Origin of the sequence: Roseibium sp. (assembly GCF_965216085.1) — a bacterium.
Taxonomy (GTDB): Bacteria; Pseudomonadota; Alphaproteobacteria; order Rhizobiales; family Stappiaceae; genus Roseibium.
This window is the reverse complement of record NZ_OZ244138.1, coordinates 4415067-4436108: the sequence shown is the minus strand read 5'-3', so window position 1 is coordinate 4436108 and position 21042 is coordinate 4415067. Positions and strand designations below refer to the sequence as shown.

Sequence of the window (21042 nt, the reverse complement as noted above, 5' to 3'; positions counted from 1 at the left end):
TGTGCCATAGGAAGCCAGCCCGGACGGGTGGTGACTGGAATCCTAATCGGAGAAGACGATGGCGGAAACGCGCGGACTGATGAACGGCAAACGTGGTTTGATCATGGGCTTGGCGAACAAAAAGTCGATTGCCTGGGGGATCGCCAAATCGCTTGCCGATGCCGGTGCCGAGCTGGCGCTGACCTATCAGGGGGAAGCGCTGAAAAAACGGGTCGAGCCTCTTGGTGAGGAACTTGGTGCGTTTGTCGCCGGTCATTGTGATGTCACCGACACCCAGTCCATCGATGATGTCTTCAAGGCGATTGAAGACAAATGGGGCAAGATCGATTTCGTGGTCCATGCGGTGGCCTTCTCCGACAAGAACGAGCTGACTGGCCGCTTTGTCGACACCACAGCCGACAATTTCGCCCGGACCATGGACATCTCCTGTTACTCCCTGACGGCCGTCACTCAGCGCGCTGAAAAGCTGATGACGGATGGCGGATCGATCCTGACCATGACTTATTACGGCGCCGAGAAGGTCATGCCGCATTATAATGTCATGGGTGTAGCCAAGGCGGCTTTGGAAACCAGCGTCAAATATCTGGCGATGGACCTTGGTCCGCAGAACATCCGGGTTAACGCGATTTCTGCAGGCCCAATCAAGACTCTCGCAGCTTCCGGGATCGGTGATTTCCGCTATATCCTGAAGTGGAACGAATACAATTCGCCGCTGCGCCGCTCGGTAACCATTGAGGAAGTTGGCGACAGTGCGCTGTTCTTGTTGTCAGATCTTGGCCGCGGTGTGACCGGGGAAATCCAGCATGTCGATTGCGGCTACAACATCGTCGGCATGAAGGCAGTCGATGCACCGGACATTTCGGTTGTTAAAGACTAATAAGTTCCAGTGGCCGGTTTCGAACCGGCCATTTTTTTGTTAAGGCGCTCTGGCCCGCGAATGCCGGAGCGTTTTCCTGTTTGGACGTACAAATGACTGCTTTGTTTCCTCAAAATGCCGAAACGCTGCCGAAGCTCCATGATCCGGAGTTTCTCGTATTTATCCGTCACGGGCAGACGGACTGGAATGCAGAAGGCCGGATGCAGGGGCAAAAGGATATTCCGCTGAATACGACCGGTGAAGGTCAGGCAACGCAAAATGGTGCGCTCTTAAAGTGTTATCTGGACAGCGAGGGGATTGACCCGTCGTCTCTGGACTTTGTCGCCTCTCCACTTGGCCGGACGCGGGCAACCATGGAGCGGGCGCGCAAACAGATGGGTCTGGCACCGGACACTTACCGGCTCGATGCCCAGCTCATGGAAATCACGTTTGGCGGTTGGGAAGGCGCAACGCTGGAGGAGCTTGCAGAAGTGGATCCAGATCGCGTTGCTCAACGGCGTGCGGATAAATGGGGTTTTGTCCCGCCGGACGGAGAAAGTTATGAAATGCTCGCTGAACGCATCGGCCGCTGGTTGCTGACAGTGGGCCGGCCATCGGTTGTGGTGTCGCATGGGGGTGTCTTTCGCGTATTGCGCGGACTTCTGGAAGGCGGGCACACAGCCAAAGTACCGAAATATGACGTGCCGCAGGACAAGGTGTTTGTCTGGCGGGACAGTAAGATGACGGTCCTTGCTAATAGTTGACGCAACTTGTCTCTGGTTGATTGGCTCTAACTGACAAATACGTGATCGTGCGCCCTCCAAAACGGGTCATCGGATACACATTTAGAACCGTATGAAGGGAAATTTGTCAGGGACTGCGCCCATGTCTGCTGAAGACTTTTATTCCGGCCTGCCAAGCTGTCAGAACTTCAATACAGATAATCTCGACGGAGATTTCCGGCCTGTTCCAGAAGATTGGGTCGTGATAGCCGCTGATATTGTGCGCTCCCGCGATGCCATCGAGGAGGGGCGTTATAAGCAGGTCAATATGGTCGGCGCTGCAGTAATTGCCGCTGTCCTGAATGTGCTTGACCGGGACCATATTCCATTTGTGTTTGGCGGAGACGGTGCCGTGCTAGTGGTGCCGGAGTGCCAGGTTGCAGCCGCTGCTGAAGCTGTTGCAGGTGTGGTTGCCCTTTCAAGGGACGTTGTCGGCTTGGAGCTCCGGGCCGCGGCTATTCCGGTCACTGACATCCGCCAGCACGGCGGGGATATTCGGGTGCGGAAGTATCGTCTCAGCCCTGGCAATCATCTGGCGATGATCATCGGTGATGGCTTATTGATTGCAGACCGGATTTTGAAGGATCCGGTCGCCGTTAAGCCTTACACGTTAGACAAAACGTCTAGTGAACCTGTCTTGGACGGTCTGTCCTGCCGATGGGAGCCGTTGCCCGCGCAAAATGGTCACATCGTTTCGGTGATTATCAAACCAGTACATGACGAGGCCTTACCAGGCATCCTGGAGCAAGTGACCGCGCAGCTTGGATTTAATCCATTGACCGATGACGAGGCGGTGCGCCTTGCCGAAGGGAAGCGGTTGCGGTTACGGTTTCCGCCAAGCGGACTCAAGCTGGAGGCTCGCTTCGGGGCAGGACGGCGTTGGCTCAAAGGCTATCTCATCGGGCTTATAGAAAGCGTTTTGTTTCTCTATAGCTACTATACTGGGTGGCGCGTCGGCCCTCTCGAACCGGCAAAATATATGAAAGAGCTGAGCCTGAACACGGACCACCGGAAACTCGGCGACAGCTTGCAACTTGTTCTGGATCTCTCGCCTCAGCAACTCAGCGGTCTGAAAGCGCAGTTGCAGGAACTCTCGGATAAAGGACAGGCCGCGTACGGCCTGCACGTATCCGACACTGCCTTGATGACCTGTTTCCTGCAGGATATGGCGAGCAATCAACATATCCATTTTGTCGATGGGGCAGATGGCGGCTTGGCGATGGCGGCAACGGATTTCAAGGCCAGGATTTCTGCACTTAGCGGCGAAACTCCTGATTATGCGCCGACTGCCTGAGCTGCAGTACCGGACCGTAACTGCGATTGGCGCAGGACCATCTCGATGATTTGGTCTTCGGGAACTGCTTTCGATATCAGGAAACCTTGAATGACATCGCAGCCATTGGCTTTAAGCCAGAGGCGCTCCCCTTCCGTTTCAACACCCTCGGCCAACACGCTGATATCGAGGCTCTTGGCCAAGTTGATGAGAGCGCTGGTGAATTTTTGGAGTGCTGGATTCGTGTCGACACCGGAGACAAAACTGCGGTCGATTTTCACCCGGTCGACTTTCAGATCCCGCAGGCTGGAGATGCTGGAATGGCCCGTGCCAAAATCATCCAGCTCTATATAAAAGCCGAGCTCCGATAACCGGGCGATATTTTTCTTCACTGGCAAGGCGCCAGCTTCGTCAAGCATGACAGCTTCTAAGATCTCAAGACTGAAATTTGCCGGTTTCAAGCCGAGGCTGACAATCTTGTTGTAAATCTCATCTGCAACATTTTCCTGGCCGAGAATGCTTGCGGACAGGTTCAGACCCAGATGTATGTTTGCGGCGCTCATTTCATTGAGCGTCGTGGCGAGTGCCAGAACTTTTTCCCGGATTGCGGTCTCAACTAGGTCCATATAACCCGCATCTTCCGCTGCAGGGAGAAAGGCACCCGGAAAACGAACTTGATCCTTCTCTACCCAGCGGGCCAGAGCTTCAGCGCCCACAATTGCACCATTGTGAATGTCGACTTGGGGCTGAAACCACGGCAGGATTTCACCGTTCTGCAAGGCCGGAAGCAACTCTTTTGCTGTGTCGGCATTGCTTTCAAACAAAGCCCTCATTGCTGACGTAAATGTTGCCAGCTCCTTCGGGCCTTTTTGTTTTGCGGCTCTGAGTGCCAATGTTGCATCGGTCAGGGTTTCTTCAGTTAATGGCCGACCGGATTTGTTCAGGCAAAGGCCCGCATGGACGTCGATAATCGTGTCTTGATCGTCAATACGCCGCTCTTTACTGAGCATTTTCAGGGCTTTTTGTACGTAGCTCTCAAACTGCTGCGTGTTTTTGACGACCGGGCGCACAAGCACAAATTCGCTCCCGCCTGTCCGGCTGATGAAATCGTCTGGTTCGGTGAGCATCGTTAGATCGCCGGCAAACGCACGCAGAATTGCATCCCCTGACTGATCGCCGTGACGATGGTTGATCTTCCGGAACTGGCGGATGTCGAAAACAATTAGGGCCGCAGCTTGCTTGGCGCCCGCTTGAGGCATGTTTCTAAGCGCCTTTAGCAGTCCTCTGCGATTTGGCAGACCGGTCAACGGGTCGTGAAAACCAAGTTCTTCGAATTCTCTTTGCGTTCTATCTGCAAGGGCCCGGACGAGCGCGATGCCAATGCCAAAGGCAATCAGGATGATGGCGCCGCCAGTCATGCCGGCTAAGGCTACAGCCTTCAGGGTGAAGGTGCGCTGGCTTTCGAGGGTTTCATCCAAGTAGATCAAAACCTCGCGCCAAAGCGAGATCGTTGCCGCGACCAGTTTGGGCTGGGCGGCGATAACTGGCGCAGACACTATGTCCGCGCCCGTGTTCGCGTTGATCGTCGAAGTGAGAAACTTGGCGCCCTGGGATTGAAAAGCAACATTTGCTTTCCGGTAGTTCTGGGCTTCTTGCCGCAGTGTTTCGGCGGTTGGCCCGCTCAATGCGTCAAGATGGTCTACCGTATCGCGGGAGGCACCGTCCGCAGCGACTTTGAACTGCCCACCCTGGACGGGCACCATCATCTTGTCCCAAACATTGATGGTTTCCCGTTCGGACAGAAGCATAGCGTTGTCGCGCATCTTTGATGATTCAATGATCACCAAAGGTAATACATCGGTCAAAAGATATGGGAGTGTTATAGCTTCTAAAGATGCCGAGGATGTCAGACGACCGAATTCACCAATCGCGAGGGTTAAATCCCGCGCTTTGCGAAGAGATTTTGGCGTGCTGTCTTCATTGATAAATTCATTAAATCTTTCTGCGAAGAGGTGTCCAATTTCAGGCCCGCCAAATGCGGCGAGGTCAGCTTCCAGATCCGCCGGAACATCGCCGGTATCTGCGCCAATGGATTTCTGTCCCATCAACGGCCCAAGCGCTCTTATGAGCCGCAGACCTTCCTGGCTGCGCTCTATCTGACGGACGCTTTCAAATTTCTCGTAGAACCACAGCGTTGCAAAGAGCAGGCAAGGAGCCAGCAAAAAAACAAACAGACCTGTGAGCCAGCCCCGGATGTGCACAGCAAGAACCCGATATTAATAACACTGGTTTGTGACGGTACTGGCTTCACCTTAAGGATTGGCAAACCGGAGCGTTGAAACGATTGAAAACAGCCCGATCACACGCAGGTGTGATTGGTACGTCATCTCGCAACTTACGTTGATTGCCGGTTCGAAGCGAAAGATCGGCTCTATTTACTTGAAAGATGACCGTTCCCATGAATTCCTGGGCTTGAGCTTCGCAGGCGGATAGCTTATCGCTCGGCCACCTACAATTTACGCCGTTTTTTGGAAAGCTTCGAATGTCGCACAACAGCTTTGGTCATATGTTCCGGGTCACCACTTGGGGAGAAAGCCACGGACCGGCGATCGGCTGTGTTGTTGACGGTTGCCCGCCACTGGTACCGCTCACCGAAGCCGACATTCAAGGTTTTATGGAAAAGCGCAAACCGGGGCAGTCGAAATATACCACCCAGCGGCGCGAGCCGGACGAAGTGCAGATTTTGTCCGGAGTGATGGTCGACGAGGATGGTGTCCAAAAAACCACCGGAACACCAATCTCGCTGATGGTTCAAAACACTGATCAGCGGTCCAAGGATTACTCCGAGATCAAGGACCGGTTCCGGCCGGGGCATGCTGATTTCACATATGATGCCAAATACGGCATCCGCGACTATCGTGGCGGCGGACGCTCATCGGCGCGCGAAACCGCTATGCGCGTGGCCGCCGGTGCCGTTGCCCGTAAAGTCTTGCAAGGTGTGACGATCCGTGGGGCCTTAGTTCAGGTCGGTCCGCATAAGATTGACCGCAGTAACTGGGACTGGAGTGAAGTCGACAACAATCCGTTTTTCTCACCTGATGCTGCGGCAGCTGCGCATTGGGCGGACTACCTGGACGACGTTCGTAAGGCCGGGTCTTCCGTCGGGGCTGTGATCGAGGTTGTTGCCGAAGGCGTGCCGGTCGGCTGGGGTGCACCCATCTACGGCAAGTTGGACACAGATCTCACTGCCGCGATGATGTCGATCAACGCGGTCAAAGGTGTTGAAGTTGGCAACGGTTTTGAGGCGGCTACTTTGACCGGTGAAGAAAACGCCGATGAAATCCGTATTGATGATGTCGGGCAGCCGGTGTTCTTGACCAACAACGCCGGTGGTGTATTGGGCGGCATTTCCAATGGTGATCCGCTGGTGGTGCGGTTCGCGGTCAAACCGACCTCTTCGATCCTGACCGAACGTAAGTCGATCACCCGCCAAGGCGAGGAAGTGAACGTCATGACCAAGGGCCGCCATGATCCGTGTGTCGGCATCCGCGCTGTTCCGGTGGGAGAGGCCATGATGGCCTGCGTGTTGGCCGATCATTTTGTCCGTCATCGTGGCCAAGTTGGCTGATTTTAGCGCGGTTTTCGGTAATTCTCTTCGAGTCTCCTGTGCGCGGGTATAGATCCACACGCTAAAGCCCCTAGTTGTTATGAGGGTGCCGACAGGCGTGCCAACAGGGAGGCTTTGATATGAATGAGATGACACCGGTCCGCCGGATGACAGCCAAGGATTTTCCGCAAGAGCTTCTGGACCTTTATGATTTTTATGCCCACGGGAAAATCACCAAGCGTGAGTTTTTGAACGGCGCCGCAAAGTTTGCGGTCGCCGGTCTCACAGCCTCAATGCTGCTCAATCAGCTGTCTCCGGACTATGCTCGGGCTCAGCAAGTGGATCCGAATGATCAGGATCTTGAAACGCAGCGGATCACCTATCCCTCGCCAAATGGCCATGGGGAGGTCAATGCCTATCTGGTGAAACCGGCCGGGGCATCCGGCAAACTGCCCGCAGTTCTGGTTATTCACGAAAACCGGGGTCTCAATCCCTATATCGAGGATGTTGCGCGTAGGCTCGGCAAAGCTGGATTTTTGGCGCTTGCGCCCGATGGTTTGACGTCAGTAGGCGGATATCCAGGCAATGACGATGAAGGCCGGACACTTCAATCATCCGTCGATCGGGAAAAGCTGCTGAACGACTTTTTTGCCGGATTTGAGTTTCTGCTCGGGCATAAAGGCAGCACCGGCAAAGTCGGCGCGGTCGGGTTCTGTTACGGTGGCGGTGTCGTCAATGCCATAGCCGTGGCCTATCCAGAACTCGCAGCTGGCGTGCCGTTTTATGGCCGCCAGCCACCGGTTGGCGATGTGGCAAAAATCCAGGCGCCGTTGATGCTGCAATATGCCGAGCTGGACAGGCGTATCAACACCGGCTGGCCGTCCTATGAACGGGCGCTCAAGGACAAGGGCAAAACCTACATCGCGCATATGTACAAGGGCGTGAACCACGGCTTTCACAACGATACGACACCGAGATACGACGCGGCAGCGGCGAAACTTGCTGAAGACCGGACCATCGCGTTCTTCAAGGAACATTTGAAGTAGATGCCGTTTCAAAGCCGGTTAGATCAGCGGTTGTTCAAGCAGAATCGCTTGAGCAGCCAAAGCTGATCGATCTTAAGTTGATAGAGCATCTTGCGTTCACTTGAACGCAAGATGCTCTGGGGTGACTTGGCCTGGCCTGATGATGGCAGGTGCCGATGTCACAGCAACCGGGATACGCCGACAGCGGACAGGCAAAGCAGCAAGGTGAGGCAGGCGCGCTTGTAGTAGGGGGCGAATTTGGGTGAGAACAGAATGGACCCGAAAAACACTCCCAGCAAAACAATTGGAACAAACACTGTTCCGCGCTGCAGGGCCTGCGCAGTCATCAGCTCATAATAGAGCAGCGAAATCAGTGTGGTGACCATTCCGGCCAGCAGGAAGATGATCAAGGAACTGCGCATCACCTGGGGCTCTGTCTTCCGGGACAGGACATAAAGCGCCACAACGAGCCCGCCGACAGACGCGAGGCCGGTAACAATACCGGCCAGAAGACCCGCGGCCGGTGTGCCGAACCGGCCGCCAAACCCAGGTGGCACCAGCTTGAGCAATTGAGCGCCGGTCAAGGTCAAGACCAGCAAAAGCGCGATCATCTTCGAGGTTTCAGGGGCGACATAGGTTGTGGCCGCAAGGCCGATCGGGACGCCTATTGCCGAGCCTAGCGCCAACTGCAAAACCAGGGTCCAGTCGGCCGATCGGATACTGCCGCGCAGGAGCGCGAGGCTGGCCGCCGCTTCCAGAACATAACAGACAGGAATGAGATCTACAGGCGGAATGATCGTCACAACTCCTGCCATGACAACAGCCGAGAGGCCAAACCCGGAAAATCCGCGCACCAGGCCAGCGGTGAACACAACAGCTGTGCAAATCCAGAATTGTGTGCCGGTCAAACCTGTGAGCGCGATGATGTCCATCAGCATGTGTCTCCTTGCCGACGCAAACACTACTGAATGCGAATATGCAGCGAAACAGATGAAATTGCAGATCAAAGCTGCAATATTGCAGATATGGACTGGGACGATCTGAAATGTGTGATTGCCTTCCGGCGCGCCGGTTCACTGGACGCGGCGGCCAAAAAGTTGGGCATCAATGCCACAACCATTGCACGCCGCATCCGTTCGCTTGAAAGCCACTTTGGGCAACGTCTGGTCGAGCGCGGCGGCGAGGGGCGGCTCGGTTTGACGGAAACGGGTTTGAAGGTGGCCGGGCAAGCCGAGGCGATTGAGCAAATTACGGGTGATTTGGAAGATGAGCTGAGCAATGCGAAAGATTCGATTGCCGGCTTGGTTCGGCTTTCATCAGTTCCAATGGTGATCAATCATCTGTTGATCCCGCGAGCGCACGCCTTTCTTCAGAGCCATCCCGAACTGCGCCTCAATCTGGATTCCGAAAACCGGACCGTCAGCCTGATCAACCGGGAGACCGATATTGCGCTTCGCTTGGCCCGTCCGGTAGAGGGCGGCCACAGCTTAAAAACGCAGCGCATCGGCAGCTTGGTGCACAGTCTTTACATGTCGTCGGACATTGATCTGGCAGCGTCGGATGGCATGAACTGGATTGGATATCAGGAAACCATGCACCATTTGCCACAGGCTGCTTGGCTGCAGAACAAGGTCACTCACGATGGTGGTGTCTTTTCGCCCGTTGCCGTCTGTGACTTTGCCGGTGCTACAGAGGCCGTTGCGGCTGGTCTGGGAAAATCGGTTCTACCCAGATTGATTGCAGACCAAGACCAGCGTTTACAGCGGTTGCCAGATCCAGTTTCTGATCTCAAACGTGAAGTCTGGCTGGTCTACCGGGCGGAAGACCACCGGTTGATGCGTATTCAAACGGTTTGTGATTGGCTCGCAGAACTGTTCGGGTCTTCCTAGATCATACTACTCTGGTGCCAGGTGGCATTTTAAGAAGAAGACTCTTCTGCGGCATCCTTCTTGGTCTTTGCAAATGCCCAGAGTGAAATGACCGCGGCCAGGAACACGACGGCAGCGCCCAGGTAATAGCCGGCCGCAATTGCTTTGGCAGTAATCTGTTTCAGGTCAGCCAGCGCCTCTGGCCAATGCTCCTTCAACTGCGCAGTGGCCTTGGCCTGAGATTGTTCGGATTGGAACAGCAACAGTTGCAGGTCCCGACGTTTGTCCGCGACTGGCTCAAGCTGCCGCGCGATTTCCTCAACGCGGGCTTTTTCGATCAGATTGATGACGGAGCCGATGCAGGCAATGCCGAAAACACCGCCGGTTTGCCGCAAGGTCTGCAGGATGGCAGAGGCCGTTGCCCGTTGTGTCATGGGAACCTGGGACAGCCCTTCTGTGGTCACCGTGCTGGCCAGCAGTCCAAGACCCAGTCCAATCAGCAGCATGCCGGGGATCATCCAGAGGATGTGGCCAAGTTCCAAAACCAGGGCTTGGGAGAAGAACCCCAGCGAAATGGCAAGGGTTCCGGAGACCGCAAGCAAACGGAAAGAGACCTTGTCGAACAGATAACCTGAGACCTGGGCCATCAAGATGATGGCAAGCACCACGGGCATCATCGCCAGGCCGGTCTGAAACGGACTGAAGGCGAGCACATTCTGGATAAAGACCGCCCCAAAGACGACCTGGCCAAGCATCGCAAACTGGATGCAGAACAGGACAATGCCGCAGCCGAGATAAATCTTGTTACGGAAATTACCGAAATCAATGATTGGCGTGCCGTGACCGGGTTTTCTAAATGGCAGGGCAATCAGGCAGCCAAGACCGATGGCGGCAAGCGCAAGCGATAAAAGGGAGGCTGCGCCACCGTCTCCCAGGCTCTGAATGGCCGATGTCAAAAAGAAGATGCCGCATACCAGAAGAGTTGCGCCAATAAAGTCGAAGGGCTTTTCAGTCCCTTTGGGGGCTTCCCGGCCGAGGCGCAGAGCCGCCAGCAGGGTGGCGCAGCCAATCGGTACGTTGACTAAAAACACCATGTGCCAGGAGAAGCGTTCAACCAGGATGCCGCCGAGCAACGGACCGGCCGCTAGAAACAGCAATCCGCTGCCGACATAGATCGACATGGCTTTGCCGCGTTCGTCCGGCGGAAAGGTGCCAAAGACGATGGCCGTGGCTGTCGGCTGCATTAAGGCGGCTCCAACCCCCTGTCCAATCCGCGCGAGAATGAAGATTTCGCCAATGGGTGCCAGGGCACACAAGAGTGAGGAGCCAGTGAAGAGCGCAACGCCGGCCGCAAAAGAGCGGTAATGGCCAAAGCGGTCTCCGGCCCAGCCGGCGCAGATCAACGAAGCGGCAAGGGCGAGCGTGTAGCCGTTCACCACCCATTGCAGAGCGAGCGGACCAAAATCAAAGCTGCGCTGAAGGGCAGGGATCGCAATCCCAATCACGGTCTGATCGATCATGATCATGCCGATGGCGCCGCTCATATTGATTAGAGTCAGCCCGGATCGTGTCATCGCTCGTGGCCTTGTTCCGTTAAAGATCACTCATGAATTGGACAATGGCCTGTTGAGAGGCTGGTTCGTCCAGGATTGGGCAATGCCCGCGGCCAGAAATCTCCGCAGCCTGCATCTTCGGTGCCATCGCCTGCATCTGTTCGATGGTTTTCTTGGCTGTCACATCGGATAAGACACCGCGGATGGAGAGGATCGGCAGATCCAACTCTGCGGCCTTCTTGTGGGCCGCCCACAGATCGCGCGGCGTTTCTTTGTTTTGAGCCAGCGCCCGGCCAAGATTGTCGTCATAGCGGTGGTGCCACTTGCCATCTTTCAGGCCATACATGGAAACAGCCATCCGCTCCCAATCGCCATCGTTCAGGCCTTCGAATTGTTCGCCGACATGATCTTTCAATGTCGCGACCACTTTGGCAAGATCCGATTCATCCGGCAATTTGCCGGCGTAGCCGAAAATACGCGCCATGCCCGCAGTCTCGATTGTCGCGCCCAGGTCGTTGAGAATGATCCCGGCCAGCATATCCGGATGATCTTCGACCATCAGCATCGCCAAGAGCGCGCCAAGGGATGACCCTGCCAGAACCACCGGCTCTTCTTCAAGGTGCTGCCAGAACTCATAGATGTCGCGGATGTAAACAACCGTGTTGTAGTTGCTGAAATCCGGATCGTTGTCGGAGGTATCGCGGCCGCGCAGGTTCAGTGTGTAGATCCGATAGTTTTCGGCAAGCTGGCTCGCTGCCGGATCCAGATCACGGACGTTCCGTGTGAGGCCGGGGAGGGCCAGAATTGCAGGTTTTCCGGCACTCTTGTCACCGTACACACGATAGGCTAGTGACAAGCCGTCAGATGTCTTGAAACTCTGCGCGGCGTATTTGCCGGAATCGTATTTGTCTTCAATTGAACGGGTCATATCAGACCTTTCCTCATAAATTGAGTTTCAGGACGTCAAGATGTCTTAGAGCTGGGTTTGGCTGCTTTGGTTCGCGGGCGGCTGGCCGTTTTGGGTTTGGTCGATGCTGCGCGCTTTTTCGCCGGTTCGTCAGACGACGGATTTCGTTCGCTTTTCAATCGGCTGTGGAGGATGTAGTTGATCCGGAATTCATCCTTGTCGAGCGCGTGGTTGGCGGCCTTGTAGCCAGCATCAATCCGCTTCTGGATCGTTGACGGGCTGAAGTCGATGACATTGCGCAGCGCTGCACGTTCGGCCGGAATGGTGAAAATGTGCGAGATTGCCCGCCGCCGCATCAGCTTGGTAAAGGCCTCCTGCTCCCGGATCGGGGAATCTTCTGGAACCACACCATCCAGTTCCCAAAGCATTTCGGCAAACTCATAGGCCTTTTCATGACCTTCATAGGTCTTCCAGAATTTGTCCTCATAAATGAGTTCCGTCATGCGGTCGATCGACTGATTGAGATCTTTTGGTACATCCCCAAGCGCGCCGAAGAGCTCGATGACGAAGATCGGCAAGTGCTCGACTTCATGTTCGTTCAAAATGCGCACCAGGGATTGGATCGGCGTGTTGTCGTAAATCCCGCCATCCCAATAGAACTGGCCATCAATTTCGATGGGCGGGAAGCTAGGCGGCAACGCACCGCTGGCCATGATGTGCTCTGGCGTTAGCGTGTCTTTGCGATTGGAAAAGCGTTCGATTTCGCCGGAAACGATGTTCGTGGCAGTCACAACCACCGTCGGCGCTTCTGGGGAGTTCAGAAAATCAAAATCAATGAAGCGGCGCATGGTGTCGAGCGCCGGTGATACATCGTAGATGCTCGGACGTTGGGCGCCAAACATACTGCCGTGAAGCTTGAAAAATCGCGGATGCCCTAGGCTGGTGTAGGCTGTGTTGTACCGCTGGAACAAGGGGAAGGGGTGTTCGTGGCCAAGGTAGTCCCAAAGGTCCTGCAGGGTTTCGTTGGCTTCACCGTATTTCGGCGCCGCAAGAACGGCAGCGTTCAAGGCGCCGATTGAGGTTCCCGTCAGAATCTCAGGACGATAACCCTTTTCATAGATCCGTTGAATGGCCCCGGTTTCATAGGCCCCCAAGGCGCCGCCGCCCTGCAGAACGAGGCCGACGTTCTTGGTTGTCTGTGACATGACATATCCACCTGGCTAAATTGGCTTACGCAACGAGAGTGCTGCAGCGCATCATTTTTGCCAGTTTTATCAAGTTTTATGGACGGTGTCTTAATGGGGCAGAAAAAACACGTGTTAATGGGTAAATTTTGATGACCAAAGTCAGACGAACTTAAACGACCGGATGCGGCTGAGGACTTCGTCCGGGTCACCGACGAGTGTGTGCAGGTTGATGGCAATCAGTTCCCGGCCGTGCTCGCGTTTGCTGCGCTTCCAGTTGCGCATCGTGAACTTTTTCCAAAGGGGGGTGTGTTGACCTGTCGTGACCGCATTTTCCAAGGGGCGGTTCAGCAATATATTCAGTCTGATCAGACTGTTGCCACGAACGGTCGTCTTGCTCAGATCGATCATCCGGATCGCTGCCCAGTCAAGGAAGCCGATCCGGTCGACGAACAGGCCTTCCTCGTTAGCGCCAAGTTGTGGCCGGTGCCGTTCCAGCATCGGAAAGTGCCAATAGGCGATTGCCGCCGGGCCGAGCGCAGCAAGGAGCAGTAAATAAGTTCCGGTGACAAATCCGATCACCGCAAACATCAAAACCACAAAGACGCAGCCATATACGATGATTTCGCTGTTGCGGCGCTCATATCCGATGGTGAAGGGAGAGGGAGGTTGTTTTTCTTCTCCCTCAGTTTCAGCAGTTCCTTTGTTCTCCGCCAGCGCTGTCATGCGGCACTATCCTATCTGTTTGTCTCACAGGTCTAGGATCTCGGTGTCGTCGATTTTGATGTCAAATCCTTCCAACCCGACATAGTGTCGCTCTCTGGACGCTAGCAGGCGAATGGAGCTGACACCCAGATCCTTGAGGATCTGCGCACCCAGTCCAACCTCCCGCCATTGTTCCTGTCTAGCTTGCGCGGAGCTGTGGTCCTCGGTTTCGGCTGCTTCGAACTCAGTTCGAGGCCGTGTCGACTGGCGCGCAACACCAACAGACCCTTCGCGCAAGTACACCACAACACCGCGCCCGCGGTCGGCGAAGTGTTTCATGATTTCGTCAAGCGGCTGAGCGTTGCCAAAGACATCATCGAGCACCGATTCCAGCTGAAGGCGCACCGGCACACTGCGGCCATCGAGAATGTCGCCATAGACAATGGCGACATGGTGCATTGGATCATAGGGCGTCGAATAGGTCATCGCATAGGCCGGGCCGGCAATGGTCTCCACCGGCTGTTCATTGACCCGCTCCACAAGCCGCTCGGTGCGCTGGCGCCAGGCGATGAGGTCGGAAACTGAGACCATTTTCAGATCATGTTCGGCCGCAAATTCAGAGACTTGCGGGCCGCGTTTGACGGTGCCGTCGTCATTGACCAATTCACTGATGACGCCGACCTGTTCCAAACCAGCGAGGCGGCAAAGATCGACGGCGGCTTCCGTATGGCCGGAGCGGATCATGACGCCGCCTTCTTTGGCAACCAGCGGGAAGATATGGCCCGGCCGGACGAAGTCATCGGCACCGACGTTCGGATTGGCGAGCGCGCGGACGGTTGAGCAGCGTTCTTCGGCCGAGATACCGGTGGTCAAGCCTTGGCGGTAGTCCACCGAGATGGTGAAGGCTGTTGCGAGCGGTGCATCATTTTCGGCCACCATCGGATCCAGGCGCAGCCGCCGGGCGTGGGCCACGGTCATCGGCGCACAGATGATTCCGGACGTATGGCGCACCATGAAGGCCATCTGTTCAGGAGTAACTTTCGACGCGGCGACAATCAGATCGCCTTCGTTTTCGCGGTCGTCATCATCGGTCACGACCACCATTTCACCACGTTCAAATGCGCGGATTGCTTCTGCGACACGGGCCTGGGACACGGGATGCTCCTTGGTTGTAGACAGTCCGAGAAAGTCGTTTGGAGTCACTTCGCCGTTGGTGGCGATGGCTATTTTGCGCGCCATGTCCCGCGAGACCCAAACGTTCGGGTCGTTGCACAGGGCGGTGACGGAGGCAGGCGAGAGATTTGCCCGGCGCGCGAACGCGCTGCGGCTTTCCCCAGTCTGCAAGAGCCAATGATCCAATCTCATGAAATCGGATATACGCCCATCCGGTTTCAGTCACAAGATAGAAAGCACAAAAATTTCAGGGATACTGAAAGGCGCTAACTACCCTTCACAAATTCCACGGCACGGGAGACAAAGGCCGGGGTCATCCAGCGCTGCTCAAGGCCAGTCTCTGCGGCGAGGCTAGTAAAATCCTCTTTGAGATAAGACGTATAATAGGGCTCGTGGAACAGCTGCGGAAAAATCGACAGGAGACCGTCGTATTCCGGCACATCTCCGGTTTGCAGGCTGTCGACAAAGAGGAGTGATCCGCTTGGTTTCAAGACACGGGCAACTTCACGCAAGACTTGCCTGCGGATTTTGGGGGGCAGTTCGTGGAAGAGGAATACACAGGAAACAACATCCAGCGAATTGTCCGCAAACGGCAGCTCCTCAGCCATCGCGGTGACAAAACTTGCGCGCCGACTTTTGAACCGGTCTTGCGCAACGGTGAGATAGGGTTCTGAAAGATCCAGGCCAATCCCGGAAAGGCGGGGAAAGGCGGTGAGCGCCGGGCGCAAGAGACCACCAGTGCCACACGCAAGATCCAGATAGGCCAGCTTGCGCTGATCTTTGCGCTTCAAAATCCTTGCAAAAGGCACCAGGGCCCGGCGGCGCATGGCGGCGGTTGCACCGGAGAACAGGACATCGACCTGAAAATCGTAAATCCGAGCGCTGTCTTCTGACAGCCAGCCATCGGTTTGGAAATGAAAGTTCTGCCGGTAGTAGCGTGGCAAAGCTTCGGCGAAATCCGGGCCGTCTTCATTGATTTCCTGATGGGTTTGCTCCGCCCGGCGGCGGGCAACCTTGGGCACGTCTTTGAAAAAGGCCTGGCTGGTGCGCAGGAGTTCCAAAGGACTCATGGTGCCATCGGAGGGCAACGGATAAAGACCGTCTTCGGCCGCTTTGAGATCGTCAGCAAAAAGCTTGACGATATCAGCCAGCATGCGCCGTTGGCTTGGCACCGGGCCGTCCGGTTTTATTGCCGGTGTTTCGGGAAGCGTCTTCTTCAGCTGTATATTCATCCGCCGCATGGCTTCGGAATGCAGCGTATAGAGCGCGACCCGGCTGCCTTGATGGGCGGCGTAGCGGGCCCGGCGGACAAGCTTGGCAAGCGGCGGGCCGGAGGGAAAAGACCGTTGATCTTTGACCGTATCACGTTGTTTCGCCGCTTCCATGGGTCACTCCCGTTTCAAGACTGCCACCGCTTCAATATGGGTCGAGAACAGGAATTGGTCCACCGGTGTCACGGATTGCAGAGCATAACCGCCATCGATCAGAATGCGCAGGTCGCGGGCAAGGGTTGCCGGATTACAGGAGACGGCAACAATTGTCTTTACTTTGGATTTGGCGAGCATTTCCGCTTGAGTCTGAGCTCCGGCTCGGGGCGGATCGAAAACCACAGCGCCGAACGGTTCCAGCTCATCTGGAACCAGCGGACGGCGGAAAAGATCGCGTTTTTCGAAAGTAACTTTCTTTAACCCTTGCGGTTTGCGCAAGGCCCGGTCGAGGGAAGCGACAGCCGCCGCATCGCCTTCAACAGCATGAACATTGGACTGCCGGGCAAGGCGCAGGGCAAAGGTACCGACACCTGAGAAAAGGTCAGCGACGGTTTTGGTCTTGCCAACGCCGTCCAGCACAAGCTTGGAAAGGGTGTCTTCCGCGGTCAGGGTCGCCTGAGTAAAACCGCCCGGCGGGGGAAGCAGCCCAGCCCCCCCCATATCAAGGAGCGGCGGGCGCACTTCCAAGAGAATCTCGCCATTGATGGTCAACCGGGCCAGACCCAGCTCAACCGTCTTTTGGGACAAGGATGGGATCTTGCGCTCATAGGCCTTGTCCGCCTTGTCGAACGCAACGTCGAGACCGGATGTGGTGGAAAGAACCGTGATCCGGAGTTCGCCCTTTTTCGGGACGAGATCGGCGGCCAGCGATTTCAAACCTTTAAGGGCGCCTGTGATCGCCGGGTCCAGCACCGGGCATTCTGAAACATCAACCAGTTTGTGGCTGGATTTCTCGTGATACCCAAGCAGCACGGAACGTCCGGCCCGGGTGGCTGTGAAAACGGCTCGCCGCCGCCCACCATCTGTCGCTGCAATTGCCTCAGAAACGTGCGTTTCAAGGCCCCGGTCTTTCAGAGCTTTTTCGACAAGCGTCCGTTTCCAGGCAAGGTATGGTTTTTCGGCCAAATGCTGGACCGAGCAGCCGCCGCAGGCCGCATAATGCTTGCACACCGGGTCAATCCGGTCCGGGGATTTTTGGGTAAACTCAGGTTTGACCGCGCGGCCGTTCTGGATGCGGGCGGTAACACTCTCCCCCGGCAAGCCTCCGGCCACATATACGGGGCCATTTTCGGTCAAAGCAATGCCATCTCCCCGATGGCCCAGCTCGGTGATTTCCAATCGCGTCTCAGTCATGGGGCGAGCGATAACCCCGAATGCGGGTTGGGGCAAGAAGAGAGTTCCGGTAGCTGGTCCCGGATAGCCTAGGAAGACTTTGTCGTCTCTTGCTCATCGGCCAAAAGATTTTGTGCCGGCGTACCGTTCAAGACACCGCACATAACAACAAGCACAATGGTGGAGATGACATAGATGGTGCTGACAACCGAAAAGGGATTGAGTGTGCTCCAGTCTACCGGCCAGCCACCCTCAAGAAGCAGTTTGTAAGTAAAATTCGTTGCCGCAGTGATTAAATAGAGGCCCGACCACCATAGGCGCCTGCCGCTGTGGCGGACACGCTTCAATGTGGCGGCGAAGCCAATCCAGACCGCCAGAACTCCCAAAACAAGAGTGAGCGGATATGTCAGCAGATAAGCCTTGGTCGGGTATCCTGTGGGCGCAAGGACAGAATTCGCGGCCAGCTCCCCAGGCGGCGGTGTGATCCAGTAAAAGGCGTAGACAATTGCGTCGGTCAGCCACGGCAAAAGCAAAAACACCACAAGCGCTGACACAATCTGATGCTGCCACCAGGTTCGGCGTCCAATCGTCCCGTCAAAGGAAAGCATCTGCACCATGGCCCTGCCAATCTATGCAAAGAAGCTATGAAACCCCTGATTGGTGAGATTGGCAAGTGCCTGTGTTGTTTGGCTGGCCTAGACTACAGGTGAATGTCCGCTGTTGGGTCAGGCGCTTAGGGAGACGACAACAGCCGGATACCGGCCAGAGAAAAGAAAGTGCCCATAGCAGTTTGAAGCGCTCGTCGGCATTTCGCATAGCCGCGTTGCATGATCGGGGTTGAAAAGACGATGGCATAGATCAGGTGAATGAGGATGGAGAGCACTGTGATGCCAGCGCCAATGATTGCGCCAACCCACCAGGGCGCTCCATCCTGCATGCCGAGCGAGACGACGGCGATCCAAGCCATGATGGCTTTGGGATTTGTCATCATGATCAGATAGCCGGAGCGGGCACAATGAAACAAAGAGTGTGGCTTCTTCGCATCCTTCGGAATGGTCAGATCGGTTTTTGAAGCAGCTGACCGCAAGGATTTATATCCTAGCCAGAGGAGGTAAAGTCCGCCCAAGATCTTGATAGCGGTCAGCAAAGGCGCATAGGCGGCAATCAGGGCGGTAAGGCCAAAAATCGTCAGGATGGCCCAGCTAAAAGACCCTGCAGCGACACCAAGGCCGAGCGCCATTCCCGGCTTGCGCCCGTTGCTCATGGACATGCCCATGATGGCCAGAACATTCGGCCCTGGCGTGGCAATGGCCAGCAAAAACGCCGAATAAGACATCAGAATACCGGGCAAATAGTCCATGAAGTTTTCCATCGTCGATTCCTGTGTTGCTATTTTGTTCCGGCATACGCTAGATCCTGCACCGACGTTTGTCCAGCTACTGCCGTTTCCTCCCAAAAAGCAGCCACTCGGTGTTGCCGTCACCGCCTTTGACCGGGGAGGGGATCAGGTCACCAGCTGTCCAACCGGGATGATTGCTCAGCCAGGTTTGCAAGGCTTTTGCTGTTTCTTCAGCGACGTCCGGATCGACCAGGCCGCCCTTGCCGATCTTGTCCTTGCCGGCTTCAAACTGCGGCTTGACCAGAAAGATGCCTTCCGCATCGGGGGCTGCCAGTTCGAGAGCCGGGGGAAGGGCAAGTTTGAGAGAGATGAAACTGACGTCGGAGACGAGGATCTGCGGCTGATCACCGCCCAGATTTTTTGCCGTCAGATCGCGGGCATTGAGGCCATCTTGGGCAAGTATCTTTGGATGGGAGCGCAGGCTGTCATGTAGCTGGTCATGGCCGACATCGATGGCATGAACCTTTGCTGCGCCCTTCTCCAAAAGCACTTGGGTAAAACCACCTGTGGAGGCGCCGATGTCGAGACAGATTTTCTCAGATGGGGCGACACCAAAGACGGATAGTCCTTCAATTAGCTTCAGTGCGGCGCGCGAGACATATCCGGAGGCCGGATCATCCACCTTTATTACGACTGTGGCAGCCACCTTCTGCGATGGTTTGCCGGCCGGCTGCCCATCGAGGGTCACTGTGCCGCGCAAGACCGCATCGCGCGCCCGCGCACGGCTTGGAAAATGTCCGGTATCAACCAGGTGCTGATCCAGGCGCTGTTTGGACACGGCTTAGAAGCAGCCTGCAATGGCGGAAATCAGCCGGTCCACATACACCCGTTCACCTGCATAGAGCCACAGCATAGCGGACAGCGCGACGAGGCTTGTCGCGCCAAAGGCCAGTCCGAGATAGAGCGGCATCCGCATTCCGCTTTGGTCCTTTCAAACGGCCTTAAGAGGAGGCCGCTGTATTTTTAATCAGGCGCTTGAGTTTTGCCAGCGCTGTTTCTTCCGCTTCGCCATAAGCGATGGTGCCGACAAACTCGTTGTTCTCGTTCATCAGATAAACAGCAGCGGAATGGTCCATCGTATAATCGCCGTCGTCAAGCGGAACCCGTTTGGCGTAGACCCGGTAGGCCTTCAGCATGGCATCAACCTGTTCCTTGGAACCCGTGAGCGGTGTGATGCGCTTGTCGAAAGCCCAAACGTAATCACGCATGACGTCCGGCGTGTCGCGTTCTGGGTCTACACTGACAAACGCGTAGTTCAGCTTTTCCGCATCTGGTCCGAGTTCTGCCATCCAGCCCTGCAGTTCCGATAAGGTCGTCGGGCAGACATCCGGACAGTATGTAAAGCCAAAGAACATCACCGTCGGTTTTCCGGCAAATGTTTTATCCGTCACCGTTTCACCGGTGCCGCTGACCAGTTCAAACGGTCCGCCAATCGCTGCGAGCGGCTTGATCAAGGCGCCGGAATTTTCATTCGCCGTGGTTTGAAAGTAGACAAGTGCACCGGCCACGCAGGCGAGGACGGCGACTGCCGCCCACGCCACGTACCGGAAGAGCTTCAAGCCGGACATGGCTGTCTCTCCCTGTGTTGCTTAGTTGTGTTTCTTTTTGCCGTGATCATGACCGCCGTGATCGTGATCACCGTGTTTCATGGCCTTTGCGCCCATCTTGGCAACATCCAGCTCGACGGTAACGTCTCCAGCCTTTTCAAAGGTCAGGACAACCGGCACTTTGCTGCCCTCTTCAAAGGACTGGTTCAGTCCCATGAACATGATGTGCAGGCCGCCCGGCTTCAAGGTCACGGTTTCACCGGCAGGCACTTCGATGCCGCCTTCCATTTCCCGCATTTTCATGACGCCATCCGTGACGGCCATTTCATGCAGCTCGGTTTTCTTGGCAACGTCTGACTTTGCAGCCACCAAACGGTCGGCTTCTGAGCCCATGTTCATGATTTCAACGAAGCCGCCACCAGCTTTTGCCTTCGGCGGCGTGGCCCGGGTCCAGGCTTTGGAAAGCATGAGATCACCGGCCTTGTAGTCAGAAGCGATGGCGGTCAGGGAGACAAGCGAAAGGGCAGCGGCAGCTGCAAGGGAGGTCAGGAGTTTCATGTCAA

At 55.8% G+C, this 21042-nt stretch carries 21 protein-coding genes; 6 read left to right on the top strand and 15 right to left on the bottom strand.

The annotated features are described in order from the left end of the window. The first annotated feature begins 58 nt into the window (after positions 1-58). From fabI to ACOOFE_RS20830, 3 genes are all read left to right on the top strand, one after another. Positions 59-877 carry an enoyl-ACP reductase FabI gene (gene fabI, locus ACOOFE_RS20840; RefSeq protein ID WP_141188129.1) on the top strand — a complete coding sequence of 273 codons (819 nt, stop codon included), beginning with the start codon at positions 59-61 and terminating at the stop codon, positions 875-877. Positions 878-969: 92 nt separating this feature from the next. Further along, on the top strand, positions 970-1620 hold the full coding sequence (locus ACOOFE_RS20835; protein WP_420411843.1) for a histidine phosphatase family protein: 651 nt from the start codon (positions 970-972) through the stop codon (positions 1618-1620). A 121-nt stretch (positions 1621-1741) separates the two neighbouring features. After that, entirely contained in the window at positions 1742-2932 is a 1191-nt protein-coding gene (locus ACOOFE_RS20830; RefSeq protein WP_420411842.1) for a DUF3095 family protein, read from the top strand. Here the strand turns inward: ACOOFE_RS20830 and ACOOFE_RS20825 are convergent. Then, on the bottom strand, positions 2914-5016 hold the full coding sequence (locus ACOOFE_RS20825) for a putative bifunctional diguanylate cyclase/phosphodiesterase (RefSeq protein WP_420411841.1): 2103 nt from the start codon (positions 5014-5016) through the stop codon (positions 2914-2916). The two genes, ACOOFE_RS20830 and ACOOFE_RS20825, sit on opposite strands and share 19 nt — an antisense overlap. A 437-nt stretch (positions 5017-5453) precedes the next feature. On the opposite strand from ACOOFE_RS20825, the gene aroC reads away from it, so the two are divergent. Further along, positions 5454-6539, top strand: a complete 1086-nt coding sequence (aroC, locus tag ACOOFE_RS20820) for a chorismate synthase (RefSeq protein WP_420411840.1) — start codon at positions 5454-5456, stop codon at positions 6537-6539. 119 nt (positions 6540-6658) lie between these two features. After that, positions 6659-7564, top strand: coding sequence for a YghX family hydrolase (gene yghX, locus ACOOFE_RS20815; RefSeq protein WP_420411839.1), 906 nt, complete (start codon positions 6659-6661; stop codon positions 7562-7564). A 158-nt stretch (positions 7565-7722) separates the two neighbouring features. On the opposite strand, the gene ACOOFE_RS20810 is transcribed toward yghX, so the two are convergent. Next, a complete protein-coding gene (locus tag ACOOFE_RS20810) occupies positions 7723-8481 on the bottom strand; it encodes a sulfite exporter TauE/SafE family protein (protein ID WP_420411838.1) in 759 nt (252 codons plus the stop codon). A gap of 87 nt (positions 8482-8568) precedes the next feature. Here ACOOFE_RS20810 and ACOOFE_RS20805 point away from each other — a divergent pair, with 87 nt between their 5' ends. Beyond that, a complete protein-coding gene (locus ACOOFE_RS20805; protein ID WP_420411837.1) occupies positions 8569-9432 on the top strand; it encodes a LysR family transcriptional regulator in 864 nt (287 codons plus the stop codon). 29 nt (positions 9433-9461) lie between these two features. On the opposite strand, the gene ACOOFE_RS20800 is transcribed toward ACOOFE_RS20805, so the two are convergent. The 13 genes from ACOOFE_RS20800 to ACOOFE_RS20740 form a co-directional block, all read right to left on the bottom strand. Further along, positions 9462-10985 (bottom strand): MFS transporter, encoded by a 1524-nt coding sequence (locus ACOOFE_RS20800; protein ID WP_420411836.1) that lies wholly within the window; start codon positions 10983-10985, stop codon positions 9462-9464. Between the two features lie 19 nt (positions 10986-11004). Then, on the bottom strand, positions 11005-11892 hold the full coding sequence (locus ACOOFE_RS20795) for an alpha/beta fold hydrolase (protein WP_420411835.1): 888 nt from the start codon (positions 11890-11892) through the stop codon (positions 11005-11007). A 35-nt stretch (positions 11893-11927) separates the two neighbouring features. Continuing rightward, positions 11928-13076 carry a patatin-like phospholipase family protein gene (locus ACOOFE_RS20790; RefSeq protein ID WP_420411834.1) on the bottom strand — a complete coding sequence of 383 codons (1149 nt, stop codon included), beginning with the start codon at positions 13074-13076 and terminating at the stop codon, positions 11928-11930. 141 nt (positions 13077-13217) lie between these two features. After that, entirely contained in the window at positions 13218-13781 is a 564-nt protein-coding gene (locus ACOOFE_RS20785; RefSeq protein WP_420411833.1) for a hypothetical protein, read from the bottom strand. Between the two features lie 24 nt (positions 13782-13805). Continuing rightward, positions 13806-15125, bottom strand: coding sequence for a 3,4-dihydroxy-2-butanone-4-phosphate synthase (gene ribB, locus ACOOFE_RS20780; RefSeq protein ID WP_420411832.1), 1320 nt, complete (start codon positions 15123-15125; stop codon positions 13806-13808). 74 nt (positions 15126-15199) lie between these two features. Then, the gene (locus ACOOFE_RS20775) at positions 15200-16318 is read right to left on the bottom strand and encodes a class I SAM-dependent methyltransferase (protein ID WP_420411831.1); all 1119 of its coding nucleotides are present in this window, start codon (positions 16316-16318) and stop codon (positions 15200-15202) included. Positions 16319-16321: 3 nt separating this feature from the next. After that, the gene (locus ACOOFE_RS20770; RefSeq protein ID WP_420411830.1) at positions 16322-17554 is read right to left on the bottom strand and encodes a class I SAM-dependent RNA methyltransferase; all 1233 of its coding nucleotides are present in this window, start codon (positions 17552-17554) and stop codon (positions 16322-16324) included. 68 nt (positions 17555-17622) lie between these two features. Then, positions 17623-18150 (bottom strand): DUF805 domain-containing protein, encoded by a 528-nt coding sequence (locus tag ACOOFE_RS20765; protein WP_420411829.1) that lies wholly within the window; start codon positions 18148-18150, stop codon positions 17623-17625. Between the two features lie 116 nt (positions 18151-18266). Continuing rightward, positions 18267-18893 carry a LysE family translocator gene (locus ACOOFE_RS20760; RefSeq protein WP_420411828.1) on the bottom strand — a complete coding sequence of 209 codons (627 nt, stop codon included), beginning with the start codon at positions 18891-18893 and terminating at the stop codon, positions 18267-18269. Between the two features lie 76 nt (positions 18894-18969). Beyond that, positions 18970-19710 carry a TlyA family RNA methyltransferase gene (locus tag ACOOFE_RS20755; protein WP_420411827.1) on the bottom strand — a complete coding sequence of 247 codons (741 nt, stop codon included), beginning with the start codon at positions 19708-19710 and terminating at the stop codon, positions 18970-18972. 3 nt (positions 19711-19713) lie between these two features. Further along, positions 19714-19848, bottom strand: a complete 135-nt coding sequence (locus ACOOFE_RS20750) for a hypothetical protein (protein ID WP_256370138.1) — start codon at positions 19846-19848, stop codon at positions 19714-19716. A 25-nt stretch (positions 19849-19873) separates the two neighbouring features. Further along, the gene (locus ACOOFE_RS20745) at positions 19874-20500 is read right to left on the bottom strand and encodes an SCO family protein (protein ID WP_420411826.1); all 627 of its coding nucleotides are present in this window, start codon (positions 20498-20500) and stop codon (positions 19874-19876) included. A gap of 21 nt (positions 20501-20521) precedes the next feature. Beyond that, the gene (locus tag ACOOFE_RS20740; protein WP_420411825.1) at positions 20522-21037 is read right to left on the bottom strand and encodes a copper chaperone PCu(A)C; all 516 of its coding nucleotides are present in this window, start codon (positions 21035-21037) and stop codon (positions 20522-20524) included. Positions 21038-21042: the final 5 nt, after the last annotated feature.